The 17315-nt window shown below is 38.2% G+C and carries 9 protein-coding genes; 1 reads left to right on the top strand and 8 read right to left on the bottom strand.

Annotation, left to right across the window (positions count from 1 at the left end):
* Positions 1 to 27: 27 nt before the first annotated feature.
* From B154_RS0105490 to secDF, 7 genes are all read right to left on the bottom strand, one after another.
* On the bottom strand, positions 28 to 1050 hold the full coding sequence (locus B154_RS0105490) for a GHMP family kinase ATP-binding protein (protein ID WP_018612380.1): 1023 nt from the start codon (positions 1048 to 1050) through the stop codon (positions 28 to 30).
* A gap of 15 nt (positions 1051 to 1065) precedes the next feature.
* Positions 1066 to 2190: a glycosyltransferase gene (locus B154_RS0105485; protein ID WP_018612379.1), complete on the bottom strand. Its 1125-nt coding sequence runs from the start codon at positions 2188 to 2190 to the stop codon at positions 1066 to 1068.
* 258 nt (positions 2191 to 2448) lie between these two features.
* The gene (locus B154_RS0105480; protein ID WP_018612378.1) at positions 2449 to 5583 is read right to left on the bottom strand and encodes an efflux RND transporter permease subunit; all 3135 of its coding nucleotides are present in this window, start codon (positions 5581 to 5583) and stop codon (positions 2449 to 2451) included.
* A 350-nt stretch (positions 5584 to 5933) separates the two neighbouring features.
* Positions 5934 to 7037 carry an efflux RND transporter periplasmic adaptor subunit gene (locus B154_RS0105470; protein ID WP_018612376.1) on the bottom strand — a complete coding sequence of 368 codons (1104 nt, stop codon included), beginning with the start codon at positions 7035 to 7037 and terminating at the stop codon, positions 5934 to 5936.
* A gap of 27 nt (positions 7038 to 7064) precedes the next feature.
* The gene (locus B154_RS0105465; RefSeq protein ID WP_018612375.1) at positions 7065 to 8375 is read right to left on the bottom strand and encodes a TolC family protein; all 1311 of its coding nucleotides are present in this window, start codon (positions 8373 to 8375) and stop codon (positions 7065 to 7067) included.
* 91 nt (positions 8376 to 8466) lie between these two features.
* The gene (locus tag B154_RS0105460) at positions 8467 to 8847 is read right to left on the bottom strand and encodes a hypothetical protein (protein ID WP_157580489.1); all 381 of its coding nucleotides are present in this window, start codon (positions 8845 to 8847) and stop codon (positions 8467 to 8469) included.
* Between the two features lie 205 nt (positions 8848 to 9052).
* The gene (secDF, locus tag B154_RS0105455) at positions 9053 to 12190 is read right to left on the bottom strand and encodes a protein translocase subunit SecDF (protein WP_018612371.1); all 3138 of its coding nucleotides are present in this window, start codon (positions 12188 to 12190) and stop codon (positions 9053 to 9055) included.
* A gap of 428 nt (positions 12191 to 12618) precedes the next feature.
* Here secDF and B154_RS0105450 point away from each other — a divergent pair, with 428 nt between their 5' ends.
* Positions 12619 to 15054 (top strand): PAS domain S-box protein, encoded by a 2436-nt coding sequence (locus B154_RS0105450; protein ID WP_018612369.1) that lies wholly within the window; start codon positions 12619 to 12621, stop codon positions 15052 to 15054.
* A 105-nt stretch (positions 15055 to 15159) separates the two neighbouring features.
* Here B154_RS0105450 and B154_RS27770 read toward each other — a convergent pair whose 3' ends face one another.
* Positions 15160 to 17175, bottom strand: coding sequence for a S9 family peptidase (locus tag B154_RS27770; protein ID WP_018612367.1), 2016 nt, complete (start codon positions 17173 to 17175; stop codon positions 15160 to 15162).
* Positions 17176 to 17315 lie beyond the last annotated feature (140 nt).

Genomic DNA, 17315 nt, shown 5'->3' with positions numbered 1-17315 from the left:
GAATACTTATTACATTTTTGAAAGCGATTAAATCGTCCATGTATTTAACCCGCTTTTTGTAAATTGGTAGGGCCTGGTTTGTCCGCCAAATTTTTCAAGGGTCTCAATTACTTTATAGCGACAGTTGCCGGGACAGTAAAATATCATAAATCCACCACCACCTGCACCACTTATTTTTCCGCCTGTTGCCCCTGCTTTTTTAGCAGCATAATATATCTCTTCAATGCTGCTGTTGCTTATGTTTGCTGCCATTCTCCTTTTTTGCTCAAAGCCAAAATCAAGTATTTCACCAAATTCGTGTAATCGTCCTTTCAGCAACGCTTCCTTCATCATTTTTGCCTGCTCTTTTAACTGGTGCATCGCCTCAATTGATCTCTCATTTTTCTGGTTTACATTTTTTACCTGCTCTTTTATTATTTCCGCACTTTCACGACTGGTAGATGTAAAATATAACACGAGATTATTTTCAAGTTCGTTTAAATATTGCTGTCTTATACGTAATGGATTTACAATAACCCGGTCACCTTCGTAAAACTCCATAAAATTTACACCGCCAAAAGTTGCCGCATACTGATCCTGCTTACCCCCGGCTAATTGTAAATCACTCCTTTCAATATCATAAGCGTAATGAGCAATATCGTACTCACCCAAAGGCAGGCGAAGCATTTCATAAAAAGCACCAATAACAGCAACGACCAAAGTAGAAGAAGTACCAAGCCCGCTGCCCGCGGGTGCATCTACATAAGTTGATAATCTAAAACCGGTAAGCGGCACACCATAATCGCGCTGAATGCGGTTGTAAACCCCTTTGAGCAAATCAAGTTTTCCATTTATCGGCAACTCATTGTTCCACTCAAATCTTTGTTCTTCATGCCTGTCAAGCGCCTGCACTATGATAGCGTTCTCTTCAATTGGCTCTATGCTTGCATTAGCAAATAAAGAAATGGTTGCATTTAAAATAGCGCCTCCATACAAATCACTGTACGGACTAACATCTGTGCCTCCGCCGGCAAGACCAATTCTTAAAGGTGCTCTGCTGCGATAAATCATTATTTTACAATAGAATTAGGTTAAAGACAACTCCTTTATACAACCTGTCAAATTATGCCAGCTATACTTCTTTTTTTCTTCGCGAAGTTGTGGTAAAAAGTAGGTTTCACCTAATTCGTACAACTTAAGAATGTTAAAAGCGATTGAATCTGGAGTGGGTTCGCATATTAAACCCACTTTCCCCTCAGGAACAAGGTCGGGCAGTCCTCCAACATTAGTGACTAGCATAGGTTTTTCAAAATGATAAGCAAGCGGGGTTACTCCGCTTTGAGTGGCATTGCGATAAGGCTGAATAACAAAATCGGCAGCACTTAAATAATATCGCACAATACTATCAGGAATAAAATCAGTTTTTAGAATAAGTTGTGATAAAATATTGTTTTTAGCAATCAACTCATCGTATGGTTTTCGGTCATCATAAAATTCTCCCGCTATCAATAATTTTATTCCCGATTGTTTAATGGAAGGAGATGCCATTGCCTGCAGCAGCAAATCCAGACCTTTATATTTTCTGATAAAGCCAAAAAAAAGTATGATTTTTTCATTTTCCGGCAAACCCAGTTGTTTCCTTGCTTCCGCCTTGGATACTGGTTCCCCAAAATTGTCGTACAGTGGATGTACGACTTGTTGTGCAGGTTTTGCTGTCATGCTTTTCAAGTCTGTCATCACTTTTTGACTCATAGTTATAAATGCATCAACAGCCCCTATAAAATACCTGGTAAAAGCAGTATCTCCCAATCTTTTTTCATGGGGTTTTATATTATCAGCAATACAAATCACTTTGGTGTGTCGGTTTTGTTTTGCTATCCTTGAAATAGTTCCGAGGCAAGGCCCCATAAAGGGAAGCCAATAACGAACAACGAGTATGTCTGGTCTCAGGCTTTTTAGTTCATTTCCAACTATTAACCAGTTTAAAGGATTTATAGAGTTAATCCGAACTTTTATATCAATGTCTTTTGGTGCAGGCTCTGTTGAATACTGAGTAGTTCCGGGAAATAAAAATGATGGATATTGCAATGAAAAAGTATAAATCATTACTTCATTTCCTTCCTGTTTAAATTGTCTTGCAAGCCTTTCATCAAATGATGCTAAACCTCCGCGAAGCGGATGAGCAGGACCAATAATAACCACTTTACTCATGATGCAAATATGCAAAGTAATTTTTGAACCATAGAGTTAAGAAGTTTTTACGGTGTCTTTTTAAAAAATGAACATACGTTATGATGCTTATTGTAGCTGATTTTTTAAAGAAAAATATGTGAAACAGTTAAGGCGTAACAACGATGACGGATGGAAGAAACCTTCTCAACAATCATACAATTAAATTCTTACTCTCTAATAACAAAAAAACCTGCCAAATATAAAATATGGCAGGTTTGTACAGTTAAAGTCGAGTATCTAATTTACTGCGCCCATTTTTTGCAATAACTTCCTGTTTTCCCTTTTATGAATAAACTGGTGAACCAGTGAATAAATAATCGGAAGTATCAGCAGGGTGAGAATTGTTGAGGTTACCAATCCGCCTATTACTACCACGGCAAGTGGTTTTTGGGTTTCACTTCCTATACCGGTACTTACAGCAGCAGGCATAAGACCAATAGCCGCCATAAGCGCTGTCATGACAACCGGGCGTACTCTTGATACAACGCCATTAAAAATAGCTTTGCGCAACGGCTGGTGCTCTTCAAGATTTTTTCTGAAAACACTGATTAATATTACCCCATTTTGAATACAAACCCCAAATAAGGCAATAAAACCAATACCGGCACTTATACTGAAATTAATACCAGTCAGATGAAGTGCAAGAATGCCACCAATTAGTGCAAAAGGCACATTAAGAATGGTAAGAATAGCATCTTTTACATTGCCGTAGGTGATAAATAAGATCAGAAATATCGCCAACAGGCAAAGCGGTACCACATGAGACAAAGTATTAGTTGCCCTGGTCTGGTTTTCAAATTCTCCATTCCAGGTCGTTGAGTAGCCTTTTGGCAGTTTCACCATTTGCTGCACTTTTTGCTGCGCTTCTGCAATTGTGCTTCCCAGGTCTCTTTCCCGCACAGAAAACTTAACTGCAATGTGGCGCATATTGTTATCACGATAAATAAAGGCGGGGCCTGTCAAAGTTTTAACGGTTGCAATTTCACTTATTGGAATTTTACTTCCATCCTGTGTCGGAACCATCAAGCCTTCAATTTTCTCTCTTGTGTCCCTAAAATCTTTTCTATACCGGATTCTCACATCAAATCTTCTCTCCCCCTGGTATAGTTGAGTCGCAGCCTTGCCACCAACTGCCATTTCAATAACCGCTTGCGCATCTGCTGTGTTTATGCCATACAACGCCATTTTTTGCTGATCAAGCTCTATACGGAATTCCGGTTGTCCAAGGTTGCGCAACACTCCCAGGTCTTCGATACCTCTTACACCTGTCAGTGCTTTTTTTACAGCATCCGCAAGACTATCAAGCGTATTAAAATCAGGCCCAAATATTTTAACCGCCATAGCAGCATTTACGCCGGCTACAGCTTCCTCCACATTATCACGAATAGGTTGAGAGTAATTGTAAGTAACTCCGGGAATTTTTACAAGCTGTGCATTCATACTGTCAATCAACGCTTCTTCCTTAACACCTTTTCTCCATTGGTCTCTTGGTTTCAGATCTACCTGTATCTGCACGTTGAAAAACCCTTTAGGGTCTGTACCATCGTTTGTTCTGCCCATTTGAGACAGCGTTTGCTTTACCTCGGGGAATTTTCGAATAATTGCAATCATTTTATTTGAAATCTCTACTGCCTGGGGCAAACTGGCACTCATTGGCAATTCACTTTCAACCCATAAAGCTCCTTCATCAAGCTCGGGTAAAAACTCCGTGCCCAAAAACTTTGCAGAAAAGAACGTTAATACCATTACCAACACTGCAATCAACAAACTGGTTTTTGGATACTTGTATGTTTTTCTGAACATTTTGGCAATGCCCTTTTCAAAGAAAAGCACTATAGGGTTATGCTTTTCCCTTACGTTCTTTCTCAGTAAGATACTTGATAATGCGGGTACTAAAGTAAGCGTGAAAATTAATGCTCCCAGCAGGGCAAAACCTAATGTATAGGCAAGAGGAGAAAACATCTTTCCTTCCACCTTCTGAAAAGCAAAAATGGGAATAAGACAGGTTAAAATGATGATTTTGGAAAAGAAAATGGCTTTACCCATTTCGCTTCCCACCTGTTTAAACAGACCTAGCTTAGCAAGCTTATTAAACCTTTCCATTCCGACCTCTCTTGCCCTCTCATCTAAGGCAACAAAAAGTCCTTCTACCATTACCACGGCACCATCTATGATAATACCAAAGTCAACTGCCCCCATGCTCAGCAGGTTAGCTGTCATGCCCTTAAGGCGCATACACATAAATGCAAACAGCAGGGATAGGGGAATAATAATACTAACAGTTAAAGTGGTACGCCAGTCCGCCATAAATAAAAACACTATAACCGTCACCAACACTATCCCCTCAATCAAATTGTGTATCACTGTTTCCTGGGCAAAATCCATGAGATTGGTACGGTCATAGAACGTGTCTATTTTTACATCCCGTGGTAAAATGTTTTCATTCAGGTCTTTTACTTTGTCTCTTATCTTTTGAAGCACCTCACTGGGATTTTCACCTTTTCGCATTACAATAATTCCCTCGACAACATCTTCCTGATTATCTCTCGAGACCTTTCCAAGTCGTGGTTTTCCGGTCTCAATGACTTCGCCTACATTTTTTACCAGTATAGGCACCCCATTCACTTTCGTAACAATAATGTCTTTAATATCATCTATGTTATTCAAAAGACCAATTCCTCTTACCACATAAGCCTGTCCATTTTTTTCTATTACATCGCCCCCAACGTTTACGTTACTTTTTGCCACAGCATTGTACACGTCTAGTGATGTAAGCCCATATTTAACCAGGTTCTCAGGATTTGCACTTATTTCAAAGCTTTTTTCTTCACCGCCGAAACTGTTTACATCAGCCACACCCGGCACAGACTTGAACTGCCGGTCGAGCACCCATTGCTGAATGGTGCTTAGTTCACGGATGTCTTTTGATTTGCTTTTTAATGTATACCGGTAAATCTCGCCCGTTGGACCGTATGGTGGCTGCACTTCCGGTTTTATTCCTTCAGGTAGATCAGCACTTCCCAGCCGGCTTAATACCTGTTGCCGGGCAAATGCATCGTCCACATCATCATCGAAAATGATACGGATATAACAAAGTCCAAAAGCAGATGTACTGCGAAGATTAGATTTTTTTTGTACGCTGTTAAGCACTGTTTCAAGTGGTATTGATATAAATTTTTCCACTTCTTCGGCACTTCTTCCGGGCCATTGTGCTATAATAATGATCTGTGTATTCGTTACATCGGGAAAGGTCTCAATAGGTGTATTTTGATAACTTACAAAACCGATAACTGCAAGCACGGCTGTAAGAAAGAAAACGAGGTAGCGGTGCCTTAGTGAAAAATGTATGATGCTTTTAATGAGTTTATTCATATCTGTGTTCGCTAACTTTTGATTGTTTGCGAAGTTTTATTAGTTTAAAAAGAGAATTCCGTTCACAAATGAGTAAAACTGTTTTCAGACAAGCAACGCTTCCGATATTCATCGTAATATCTCTTGCCAAATGTTACACAGTAATTCATAAGTTAATTTTTCAGCCGTTTTAACTGTAAGCAGTTTAATTTTTTCGATACCAGCTTTTGTTCTGCCTGCATCATCATTGCGTCGCATTTCGTTCATCTGCATATCATTCTGCATCTTTTAGCTTTAGGACAAACGCATATTAAAAATTTAAGGCAGCTTCTTATTTAAAAGATCAGGAATTGGTCCGATAAAACTAACTGCTACTCATTGTCAGTAAACTGATCATAAAGCAGCAGTGCATTTCTACCAATAAGTCTCTGACCGGGAGTTACACCTGCATTGATAAATGTTTTATCACCCACTTCTTTCATTACGTCTATTTCCTGCACCTTCAGATCACACGGGCCGTTATAAACAATTACATAAGTTTTTCCGCTTTCTTCTACTACTGCAGATGACGGAATGCATGTTGCTTTATTGCTTTCCTGGTTTGTTACAATTACTCTTGTAAACATTTCGGGCTTTAATAGTAAACCTGCATTTTCAAGTTTAACCCGCACTTTTAAAGCCTTGTTTTCGGGGTCAAGTACTTCACTCACTTTATCTACATGCCCGTTAAAAACTTTATCAGGATAAGCAAGTGTTGTCACTTTTACCGGGTATCCTTCTTTCACTTTAGGAATGTCTGCTTCAAAAACATTAGCAAGCACCCAAACATCTTTAAGGTCACTGATAGTAAAAAGGTTGTCGCCCATATCGGGGCGTATAAAACTTCCGGTATTTACTTTTTTCTCTACAATGTAGCCGCTAATGGGAGAGGTAAGAACATAAGTACCGCCGGCACTTGTTTTACTACCACCATTTATATTTAACATCGATTGAATTTTTGATCTCGCATTCAAAGCTTTCTGATAATTTTCTTTAGCTTCCGTGTATTCCCTCTCACTTGCAATACCGTTTTTAAAAAGGCTTTCTTCATTATCCATTTGCCTTTTTGCAATGGCTATATCAGCCTGGGTAGAGCTTAAGTCACTATAGCTGCCGGCAACATCAGCGCTTCTTATAACTGCAAGCACCTGCCCTTGTTGCACCCTGTCACCAAAAGAAACCTTACATTCTGTAACCTGCCCGCTGCTACGCGGAAAAATTTTAACGACTTTATTTTCATCGAAACTTACTTCGCCGCTCAAGGTGATTTCATTGGTGATATTATTCAGTGTTGCACTGTCTATTGTTATCATTTTTGCCATTGTATCGCTGATACAAAATCTTTTCGGCCCTTCATTAGCAGTTTCTTTCCTTTTACAGGAAGCAATTAAACTGCCCGTGGCGATAACAAATAAAAAAAGATATCTAAGTCTCATTTATTTAAAAATTTATTGAATGTTTAATTATTTTAAAATGTCAGTTCCTGCCTGGAAATTCAATTCTTCTTTCGCCAGTTGCAGGTTTAGTTGCTGTTGACGCAATCTTATGTTTGCTTCTTTATAAGTATCAAAAAAGTCTATAAATTCCAGAAGACTAAGCTGGCGTTGCCTGTAGCTCAGCATCATGTTTGTAAACATTTTCTGATAGCTGTTATAAAAATCGTTTTGTGTACTATTATTCTGCTGTTGAGTAAAGGTTAATTTACTGTATGCATTTATAATGTTGTTGCTCAGCTCCGTTTCAAGTTGCTGTGCTGATACTTGTTGCTGTTGAATTGAAAACTCTGCCGCCTTTATATTTCCCTTGTTTTTATTAAAAACAGGCAAGGGAAGAGATAAGGTGAGACCAACATAGTTAGGTGCGTAGTTACTTGCCTTGTCATACTCAGGGCCAACAGTTATATCAGGAGATTTCAACGCTTTTTGATATTGCAGATTTTGTTGTTGGTATAAAACCAGTTTTTGTTGTAAAAGGTAGGCCGCATTGTTAGACTTTGCTGCCGCTACAAGTGTATCTAGTGACGGTGTTGTAAAGGTGGGAAATGCAAGCGAATCGGCAGGCTTGATAAATGTATTTCCGGTAACCTGTAAAAGCGTCTTTAATTCCGCCTCACTATTACTTAAGTTGCGGTTATTCTCTGTAATATCCTGTTGCAAAGAGATAACGAGCGCCTGCACACGTAAATATTCTCTTTGCGCAATATTTCCGGCTTTCAACTGCGCTTCCATACCTGTTACCAAATGTTTCATTTCCTCCAACTCCTGGTTGTAAATCTGTTGCACGGAAAACAACTGTGAAATTGTATAATAATCTGACCGCAGCTGGTATTTCAGGTTACGTAAAACATCCTGCAACTGCAGTTCGCTCATTTCCGATGTTGTTACAGCAAGGTCTATTTGTCTGGCTCTTTTCCCGGCGGTTCTTATAAGTTGTTGTACCTGTATAAAAATTTGTCCTCTTGATTCGCCAGACAAATCTTTACCATGACTAAAAAAACTTTTTCCGTCGGCGTATATATTCTGATCTGTAATTAAAACCGGGTTATCCCAAACCTTGGCCTGGTCAATTAAAGCCCTATTTGCATTTACATTGTAGTGACCTGCAAGTAAAGTAAGATTCTTTTGTAAAAATTGTTGTTCGGCCTGGGCAAGAGTATATGATAATGTATCCTGAGCAGTTACTTGTGCAGAGATACTACCAAATAAAAAAAATGCACAGCCTATAGCCATAAACCCGCGTAACACAGCAGGCTTACATGTAGTAAGCTTAAACATGAATTTGTTTTAAGTTCTGAGAAAAAGAATAGAAATAAATTAACTAGCGCAAAGCAACACTATCTGAATTAATAGTGTGATTATAGGAAGGCTAAGCTTTGGGTGGTGGTGGATTAATCTCTTTACAAAACTGGTAATAGTAGCTTTCGGTAAGAGGATAATGAATTTTAGAACTAAATTTCAGGTGAGGTACTGCTATAAAAGGTTTTCGAAGCTCAATTAGTTTAACCGTAAAATGTTTGTGAACCTGCAAATCTTTATTAGCCTTGTTATTATTTTCAGGCACAGCATTTACCTTGTTAAGCATGACTTCAGACACATACTCTACAACTGTGTTTATAACATTCTGATCTGATATAGTAGACGAAGAGTTCAGGGTGTCAAAATCCTGTACAAAAAGGCCCATATTTAGTATCTGCAAGGCTACTAAAAAAGTAAAAGAATGGGCGATATATGAATACAGTTTATTCAAAAGTTTTTGCTTCTGCAAAGATGCATCTTACACAAATCTAATTTTGTTAATTCTTAAAAAAACTCATTTTTGTCCGAAACGATTAGTATTTACTTTACCAAAAGAAATACTAACGAGGAAAGAATAATATTGTCAACAAGATGAACCAGAACAAAAAACGGCCGCATGAGTTCATGCGGCCGTTTTAATATATTCCAACAAAACTCTACAATGCTCTCGCTCTTGCAGGTGATGCTGATGTTTTTGCTTCAATTGAATCAGCTTTACCCAACGGTCTGTCTTTTACAAAATCCATGAGAATGGGTGCGGCAACAAAGATAGATGAGTAGGTACCCGTAACAACACCAATCAGCATAGCAAATGCAAATCCACGTGTTACTTCTCCTCCAAATATAAATAAAGACAGAATAGTAAGGAACACCGTCAGAGAAGTCATGATTGTACGGCTTAATGTTTCATTAATCGCCTTATTAATAATGGTTCCTTTATCGGTATTCTTCATCTGGCGGCTGTCTTCACGAATACGGTCAAAAACAATTACCGTATCATTCATTGAGAAACCAATTACCGTTAGAATAGCTGCGATAAAGTGCTGATCTATTTCCAACGGAAAGGGAACAACGCCTTTTAAGAAGCTAAAAACAGCAAGAGTTACAAATACGTCATGTAACAAAGCCACTATCGTTCCCAGGGAGTATCTCCAATCGCGGAAACGAATGAATATATACAAACAAATAGCTAACAAAGAAACAATAGTCGCAGTCTTAGCACCTGTTTTCAAATCATCTGAAATGGTTGGTAAAACCGTTTGAGAACTTTGTTTGAAGCGCGTGTCAAACTCTCTATAACTCAGCCCCTGCGGCAGATAACTTTTTAAACCATTAAATAATTTAAATTCTACCAGTGAATCAATGTTATTACCTGTTTCTTTGATCTTATAAGAAGTAGTAATATTCCATTGACTGTTTGAGCCTATACTTTTTACAACAGGATATTCACCATATTCCTGTTTTAATGAGTTCATAATGTCGTCGTGTTTGACAGGCTTGTCAAATTTAACAGTGTAGCTTCTTCCACCACTAAACTCAACTCCTTCATCAAAACCATGAAAGAATGAACCTATGCCGAGCAACAATACAACTACAGAAATACCATAAGCGATCTTGCGGTATTCAATAAACTTGAAGGCTGCGTGTTTAAATATTTTGCGGCTGATACCGGTGAAATATTCAAAGTGCCGGTTTTTCTTAGTGTACCAGTCAGAAATCAATCTCGATATAAGAATACCACAAAACAACGACAAAAGAATACCAAGAATTTGAGTAGTGGCAAAACCCAAAACCGGGCCCAGACCAAAATAAAAAAGGATAAGTGCGGTAAGCATGGTTGTAACGTGCGCATCTAAGACAGGTGCATAAGAGCGCTTGTAACCATCATTCACCGCTAACTGGTAGTTTTTACCCCTTGACAGTTCTTCTTTTATTCTTTCGAAAATAATTACATTGGTATCTACAGCTAAACCAATTGTCAATACAAGACCGGCAATACCGGCAGCAGTTAATGAAGCTCCGAGTGCGGCTAAAATACCAATGGTAAATAAAAGGTTTAAAATCAATGCAATATTAGCAACCCAACCTGCCGTATTGAAGTAAATAAGCATGAGGGCGAAAATGATAATAAATGCCACAGCAAAAGCCATTGTACCACCATGAACAGCATCCTGGCCTAATGTAGGTCCAACTACCTGCTCCTGTACAATTCTTGCGGGTGCCGGTAATTTACCACTCTTAAGAATATCTGCTAAATCCTGGGCTTCTGTAAGCGAAAAGCTTCCGGTAATCTCTGAACTTCCGTTAGGAATAACGCCGTTTACAAAAGGTGCACTATACACAATATTATCCATAACAATGGCTATAGGCTTTCCTATATTGTCTCCGGTCATCTTTGCCCAGATTCTTTCACCCACCTTATCCATAGTCATCTTAATAGCCACCCGCCCTCTTTCATCGTAGTCCTGGCGCGAGTCACTCACATGCTCACCCTCAAGCTTTGCCATCGTGCCGTTACCTTCAACAGTTTTTACAGCATACACGGGCAGTATACCTGACGCTTTCGGATCTTCAGACTCCGGCTTACCAAACATAAAAACAAGGTTGGATGGAAACTTGCTTTTAACAACGTCCATCTGCATGTAATTACTAAAAGTGCTGGTATCTTTTGTCTGGATATAACCTATTGCTGCAGGAAACTGCATTTGACCGTCTTTACCTTGCTGCGGCTGAATAAGCTGCATAATAGAACTGATAGGATTCTCATTTTTTACAGTTGCGGCAGTGGCAGTAGGAGTTTTAGCAGTTTTGCTGTCAAAAGAACTTATAGTAGCCGTTTTACTAGTATCTGCGCCAGCAGCTTTGGCTACAGCAGCAGTGTCTTGTTTATTTGCCGCAGAATCACTTTTATTAGAAAGAGAGTCTTTTACCGGGGTACCATTTAAATAAGCTGCCAAAGATTTTTCAGCAGCCTGGTAAGATGCATAAATTTCACCAAGATTATAAACTTCAAAAAATTGCAGATTTGCTGTTGACTGCAAATATTTCCGAACTCTCTCCGGGTCGGTAACACCTGGTAATTCAACTGTTATAATTCCTTTATTTTCATCAAGATTAATATTGGATTGAGTAACCCCAAACTTGTCAATACGCGTACGAAGGATATTGAAAGTATTCTTAACTGCACCTTTAGCCTCACTGCGTATATAGTCTAGTACCTGCGCATCGCTGCTTTGATAAGTTATACGACGATTACTTGCGGCCGCAAAAATAGAAGCAAGGTTTCCGCTGGGATTAAGCTTTTTATATTCTTCAGAAAACAAAGTAATATAATCTGCGCCACTATTTGCCTTCCTTTGATTAGCCGAAGCAAGTGCCTTATTGAAGTTAACGTCCCGATTGTAACCTGATAAAGATTTTATCAGACCGTCAAGCCCAACTTCCATAGTCACGTTCATACCGCCCTGCAGATCGAGGCCATAGGTCAATTCCTGGTTTTTCGCATACTGATAACTAGCTAAGCCTAAAAAAATTTTATCATTTTTAGTACTGTCAAGCAATCTTTGTACACGTGATCTTTTAAGGTTGCCAAGCGTATCAGTATATAACGCCTGCAGATCTTTGTTGCCGGGATATTTTTGCTCCGGTGTTTGAAAATTAGCTTTTAGCCATTTTTCCGCTCTTTCTTCCATGTTTTTTTCATGGCCGCGGACAAACCATGTAAAACTAAGCTGGTACAAGCAAATCAGGATTAATGCAATAGCAAAAATCTTCACCAAACCTTTCAGTTGCATACTAGTAAGGGTTTACAAATTTTTTTTAGAGCGGCAAAGATAGGGGTTTGAAACTGAAAATTTACGGAAAACAACTATATGAGTGATTGAACTTAACCAACTGAAAATCAAACTATTTTGCTAATTTTATTATTTGAATATATTCTGTTTGTGATTTTTTTTATTAATTAATAGTTAAATTAGGCAAAAAAGATTGGTGAATCCAGTTTACTTTCAAAGGACTCTCATTCTTTTTACGGCAATTTTTTCTTTGTCTGTCTTGCACCTAAAAAGTAGCTTTCATTTTGTAAACCCGCATCTTATTTATTTTACTTCCCACAATCGAAGTACAGGTATTATTTAGAAATTAATATTTGCACGTTTTCTTGTTATATTAGTGTAATAATGAGCATTTCTTTCAGTAAAAGCTTTTTCCCATAAACGGTTCTATGAGGATTTCTTTTTTAAATAATATCATAATCGGTTTTTTTTTGATTTGCGTTAGTGTTATTCTTCTAGCCGATGCATCCTATAGAAACAGTCTCAAATACACGGAAACGGTTGAAGCAATTGAGCATACCCAACAAGTTCTGCTTACCTCGGAGGAAATATTGGCTCTTAGCCAGTATATAGAAACGAGCATGCAATCTTTTGTGCTTACAAACAAGAAACAATTTGTACTTCCCTTTTACGAAGCTAAAAAAACGATACTGCTTAAACATGAAACGCTAAAAAAACTAATAAAAGATAACCCGCCACAGAGGATACGCGTCATTCAATTATTTTACCTCTTAAAAGAAAAAATCGGATTTTCAGAATTAGTAATAAAAAAAAGAAGAGAAGCCGGAATGGAGGTTGCTGAAAGCTTAATAGCAAAAGGGTTTGATTTGAATACGATGGAGCAGATACGATCGTTAGTAGAGCAAATACAAACGGAAGAAAAGGGCTTGTTGAAAATAAGAAAAGATGCCTATAATAAAAATATTACAGCCTTTAGTAAAACTTTTAGGTTACAACTGCTTGCCATTACTATAGCAATCCTTTTATCATCAGTTTTAATTTTTTTCAACTTAAAAGACAGAAAAGAAGCACAGGATTTACTCCTAGAAAGTAAGCAACTACTTCAATCAATAATTGATAACACAACTTCTCTTATATATGTTAAAGATCTGAAAGGAAAATTTGCACTTGTAAATAAAAGCTTTGAAAGGCTTGTAGGGCTGGGTAAAGATGATATAATTGGGAAAACTAATTTTGAACTTTTTCCAAATGAGATAGCTAAAGCATTCCAGGAAACGGACGACATGGTATTTGCTCAGCAACGAACAGTAGAAGTCGAGGAGAAAGGAGAATTTGATGGCAAAAAGCAATATTACATATCTATAAAGTCTCCTTTATATCATACTGACAACAAAGTTTATGCACTTTGTGGCATATCAACCAACATTACAGAATTAAAGAAACAGGCCGACTTAATACACGACTTATACGACAATGCGCCCTGCGGTTACTATTCTTTAAATTTAGACGGAAACTTTGTAAATATTAATAAAACGACTCTAGATTGGTTAGGCTATACAAAGGAAGAATTAATGGGCAAATCATTTAAAAGCATTCTTACAGAAGATAGCATTGATAATTTTGAAAGAAATTTTCCGCTTTTTAAACTAAATGGCATCTTAAAGGATAAAGAATTAACTTTTGTCAGAAAGGACAAGACAAAACTTTTTGTTATCATTAATTCTTCCGCGGTGTTGGATGAGAACCAAAATTTTCAATATAGCCGATCTACAGTTTTTGATATCACTGAAAGAAAAAAACTTGAAACAGACTTAAAGAAAGCAAATCTTGAATTGGAAAGCATTGAGTGGTTTAAGCTTGCAGGCAAGGCAACAGCAGATGCTATGTGGGATTGGGACCTACATTCGGGAAGACTGATGTGGGGAGAAGGCTTTGAAACCTTATTTGGTTACCAGTTGAGTAACGTGAAGCCTGACATAGATTCATGGATCAATAATATTCATCCTGATGATAAAGAAAAGGTAGTGAAACACCTTTACCAGGTTATAAACAGCGAAAGTGAAACCAGGTGGTCTGAGGAGTTCAGGTATATAAAGGCCGACAACACTTATGCAAATGTGTTAGACAAAGGCCTCTTACTTCGTGATAAAAATAACAAGCCCTACAGAATGGTGGGTGCTATGCAAGACGTGACTGTTTTTAAGAAAAATATTGAAGATCTGCAGCAGTTTTCGTTTATAACATCTCATAACTTTCGTGCACCTCTCGCCAACTTACTCGGCATTTTAGATGTGATGCACTACTCAACTCTCGACGATTATAACAAGCAATTAATTGAGATGATCAGAACTTCCACTTCACAGTTAAAAGAAACGATCGATCACCTTTCGCAGGTTTTGGTTATAAAAAATAAAAATGTTGAATTGCAGGATGTGGATATAAATAAAGTGATTAAAAAAGTAGAAAATGATCTGCACGATGACATCGAAAAAATAAAACCTGAAATTAGCTTACGATTAAACGTGTCTGTCGTAAAGTCAAACAAATATTATTTAGAAAGCATTATTCAAAACCTGCTTACCAATTCCTTCAAATACCGCTCACCAGACCGCAAATTACATATTGAAATAACAACAGAAAAAACCTTAAGAGACAGAACATTACTTACTTTTTCAGACAATGGCTCAGGCATAGAGAAAAGGCATATGAATAAACTTTTCGGAATGTATCAACGCTTTCACAACTCTGCTGAAGGAAAGGGATTAGGCCTTTTTTTAATTAAATCTCAAATAACAGCTCTGGGCGGCTCGATAGAAGTACAAAGTGAAGTTGATAAAGGAACTACGTTTTTAATAACCTTATAAGAACAAGTAAGTGACCCGGTACACATTATACAGTACGGCAAAACAACAAACTTTTTCTGCATCTTAAATTAATTTCAAAATGCAGAAAAAGTGATAATTTTTTTATTAATTGTTTGAAACGGTTGTATTTCCTTTATTAAGAGGTTTAAGATATTTATCAAACCAGGCAAAATATCTTTCAAAGCGGTCTTTTATAAAACTTGGTTGAGTAAAGCCATGATACTGACCTGGATAAATTAATAACTCTGTTGGAATATCAAGAGAGCGCAACGCCTGGTACATTTGCTCACTGCCAACCGCAGGTACATTAAAATCTTTTTCACCCACCATAAATTGCGTCGGTGTTTTTATCCTGTCCGCGTGCAAAAAAGGATAAGATAACTTCAGATATTTCTCAATATTATTGTCTTTCCATGGCAAGCCGATTTCATTTACATACTGGTTAATGTATTGATCAACACCATATAAAGATAGCGGAGCTGCTACCCCTGCGCCGCTGCTGGCAACTTTAAAGCGTGTATCTGAGGCTATGGTATAATCAGTTAATATGCCGCCGTAACTCCAACCTGAAATGCCCATTCTCGCAGAGTCTGCGACTCCTTTGGCAACAAGATAATCTGCTGCGCCGAGTATATCCATCACTTCTTTATTTCCCCAGTTGCCAGATATGGTCCTTGAAAATTCGATACCGCGCCCAAGGCTTCCCCGGTAATTGACTGCAGCTACGGCGTAACCGTGTGCTGCAAACATTTGCCTTGTTAAATCAAAAGTGAATTCGTCTTGAGCTGCAGGTCCGCCATGAATATAAAAAATTAAAGGCATCTTTTCTTTTGACATGCCGGGAGGATAATAAATAAGACCCGATACCAATGTTCCATCTTTACTTTTTGAAGTAAATTTTTCGACTGTCGCCAGTGCTATAGAGTCTATAAATTCATTTTGCTCAGTAGTAAGTCTCCTAACGTTTGAGCCTTCAATTGCAAATAACTCCGAAGGTAATTGAGGTTCAGACATAAAAGCTACCCAATTGCCTTTCGGCGCTGCCTCAATAGAACTGAAGCTTCTGTCTCCGCGTGCAATTGTTTTCAAGGTTCCTTTAGCCACATCGTAAGATGACACATATCGTTGCATGTTATCAGCAACCAAAAACGCAATACTTTTTCCGTCCCTTGACCATCTTGGATTAGTAACCGGGCGGTCTAACGTCAAAGTTACTGGCTTAGGTTCACCTCCATTAGCATTTATGATATAAAGAGAGGTTTGATCGTACATTTCAAAAGTGGCATCAGAGGTAGTTCTGACATAAGCTATTGTTTTACCGTCAGGACTCCATTGCGGATCAGAGTCGCCTCCGTTCCAGGTAGTGAGCTTTTTAGCGACTGCCCCCTTCGTTATATCCATTATCCAGATATCAGTATTTTCATTTCTATCAGGATCTTCTGTACGGTTGCTCACGAAAGATATTTTGGTTCCATCAGGGCTCCAGGTAGGGTCAGTCTCACTATAAATACCACTAGTGAGTTGTTGTGTTATTTTTTTTGAAGCTACATCAAACAAGTACAAATGCGTTCTGCTGGTATCAGATTGATAACCGGTTATGTCCTGTTTAAAGCGGAACTTATTTATTATATATGGCTCAGGAGGTTTTGTTTTAGATGTATCCTTTGGATCTTTCATTACCAACGCAAGCTTTTTGCCGTCAGGGCTCCAGCTGTAGCTATTTAAATCACCCTTTGCATTAGTCAATTGAACGCCTTCACCTCCGCGCCTGTCAAGTAACCATACCTGTGAACCACCTGAAGGTCTCGCTGCAGTAAAAGAAATGTATTTTCCATCCGGGCTCCACCGCGGGTTACTTTCATTATCGGGGCTGCTGGTTAGTTGAACTGTTTGTTTACCATCCAGACTAACCATCCAGATATCTGTGTTCCGCTTGTCCTTAGCTGAATCAATGGAGCTGACTGTATAAGCAATCCACTGGCCATCAGGTGAAATGTTAGCATCACTGAGGGTTTGTATTCGATAAACATCTCCCGGAACTAAATGGCGCCTGGTTGCCTGGGAAAACGAATTAGATGACAAAATCACCAAAAGGCTAAATAGGAATGAAGTTCTTTTCATAAGTAATATAACCTCGTAAAAATAAGGGAAAAAATTCTTCTGCCTAAACAATATAATCTAAGAAAATCAGTTATAGTTATAGACTTATGGATAATAAATTATTAATAATCACATGTAAGAAAAAGACGGCAATAATTGTA

Origin of the sequence: Segetibacter koreensis DSM 18137 (assembly GCF_000374045.1) — a bacterium.
GTDB lineage: Bacteria > Bacteroidota > Bacteroidia > Chitinophagales > Chitinophagaceae > Segetibacter > Segetibacter koreensis.
This window is presented reverse-complemented; position numbering and strand designations above follow the sequence as displayed.

Bases quoted from the DNA above. Each gene is read 5' to 3' on its own strand.
- B154_RS0105490 (WP_018612380.1), bottom strand. From the start codon at position 1,050: ATGATTTATCGCAGCAGAGCACCTTTAAGAATTGGTCTTGCCGGCGGA.
- B154_RS0105485 (WP_018612379.1), bottom strand. From the start codon at position 2,190: ATGAGTAAAGTGGTTATTATTGGTCCTGCTCATCCGCTTCGCGGAGGT.
- B154_RS0105480 (WP_018612378.1), bottom strand. From the start codon at position 5,583: ATGAATAAACTCATTAAAAGCATCATACATTTTTCACTAAGGCACCGC.
- B154_RS0105470 (WP_018612376.1), bottom strand. From the start codon at position 7,037: ATGAGACTTAGATATCTTTTTTTATTTGTTATCGCCACGGGCAGTTTA.
- B154_RS0105465 (WP_018612375.1), bottom strand. From the start codon at position 8,375: ATGTTTAAGCTTACTACATGTAAGCCTGCTGTGTTACGCGGGTTTATG.
- secDF (WP_018612371.1), bottom strand. From the start codon at position 12,190: ATGCAACTGAAAGGTTTGGTGAAGATTTTTGCTATTGCATTAATCCTG.
- B154_RS0105450 (WP_018612369.1), top strand. From the start codon at position 12,619: ATGAGGATTTCTTTTTTAAATAATATCATAATCGGTTTTTTTTTGATT.
- B154_RS27770 (WP_018612367.1), bottom strand. From the start codon at position 17,175: ATGAAAAGAACTTCATTCCTATTTAGCCTTTTGGTGATTTTGTCATCT.